The organism is Oleiphilus sp. HI0061 (assembly GCF_001635675.1).
The window spans coordinates 1-1,497 of sequence record NZ_LWFE01001455.1 but is presented as its reverse complement, the minus strand read 5'-3'; the positions used below and the strand labels follow the sequence as shown (position 1 = coordinate 1,497).

General features: G+C 49.0%; 1 protein-coding gene. It reads left to right on the top strand.

Annotation, left to right across the window (positions count from 1 at the left end; genetic code table 11):
* The first annotated feature begins 1 nt into the window (after position 1).
* Positions 2-1,468, top strand: a complete 1,467-nt coding sequence (gene murC, locus A3735_RS22870) for a UDP-N-acetylmuramate--L-alanine ligase (RefSeq protein WP_068507670.1) — start codon at positions 2-4, stop codon at positions 1,466-1,468.
* Positions 1,469-1,497: the final 29 nt, after the last annotated feature.

Genomic DNA, 1,497 nt, shown 5'->3' with positions numbered 1-1,497 from the left:
ATTGAGTGAAATTCCAGAGATGCGCCGTATCAGTCTGATCCATTTCGTAGGTATTGGTGGCGCGGGCATGTGCGGAATTGCAGAAGTGCTACGTAACCAGGGTTACCAAATCTCGGGTTCAGATTTAAATGAGTCAGCAGTGACAAAACGACTCGCTTCATTAGGAGTGAAAATCTATTTTGGGCATGATGCGGAAAATGTCGCACAAGCCGATGTAGTAGTGGTTTCTTCTGCGATTGATGAAAACAACCCGGAAGTGGCTGCAGCCAGAGAGCACCGTACGCCAATTGTTCCGCGAGCAGAAATGCTGGCTGAAATAATGCGTTATCGTCACGGTATCGCGATTGCGGGAACGCATGGCAAAACAACTACAACCAGTTTGATTGCATCGGTACTCGCCGAGGCAGGTTTAGACCCTACGTATGTGATCGGTGGTCGCTTAAATAGCGCGGGTACCAATGCAAGTCTGGGTGGGTCTCGATACCTGGTTGCTGAAGCAGATGAGAGTGATGCGTCATTCTTGCACCTTACACCGATGATTTCAGTGGTTACAAATATCGAAGCGGATCATATGCATACCTATGGTGGCGACTTCTCAAAGCTTAAACAGACCTTTGTAGACTTCCTTCATAACCTGCCGTTTTACGGTGCTGCGGTGATGTGTGTAGACGACCCAGTAGTAGAAGAAATAATGCCTCAGGTATCACGTGCCGTCCTTACTTATGGTGTGTCAGAAAGTGCGGATTATCGGGCGCATAATATTCGCCAAGACGGTATGCACAATCGCTTTACCGTACAGAGACCGGCGGGTATGAATGACCTGGATATCACGCTACAAATGCCGGGGCATCATAATGTTCTGAATGCACTGGCTGCTATCACTGTGGCGAGTGATGAGGGTGTTGAAGATGCCGCAATTCAAAGAGCCTTGGAAAGTTTCCAAGGGGTAGGGCGTCGTTTTCAGGTGTATGGCGACTACGCTGTTCAACGACAAGATACTGAAGCGAAGAGCGCTTCAAAAGTTATGTTGGTTGATGATTACGGGCATCACCCAAGTGAGGTGGAAGCGACACTCCAGGCGATTCGTGCGGGTTGGCCAGACAAACGATTGGTCATGGTTTTTCAACCGCATCGTTATAGCCGTACCAGTGACCTATATGAGGACTTCGTAAAAGTTCTCGCCAAGGTGGATGTGTTGCTATTGATGGAAGTTTACCCCGCTGGCGAGACACCAATTCCAAGTGCTGATAGTCGCGCATTGTGCCGCAGTATTCGTCAGCGTGGTGGTGCTGAGCCAATTTATATCGATGGTGGTCACCAGGTAGATGAGGTAGTGCCGAACCTGGAAAAACTTTTGTCCACAGTGCTTCAAGACGGCGACTTATTACTTACTCAGGGGGCGGGTAGCGTCGGTCAGATAGCTATTCGTTTGTCGGAAGATGGCGAGTTGTTGGAGGCTTGTTCATGAGTTCAGTGGCGGACAAGCTAGGTAAAGTT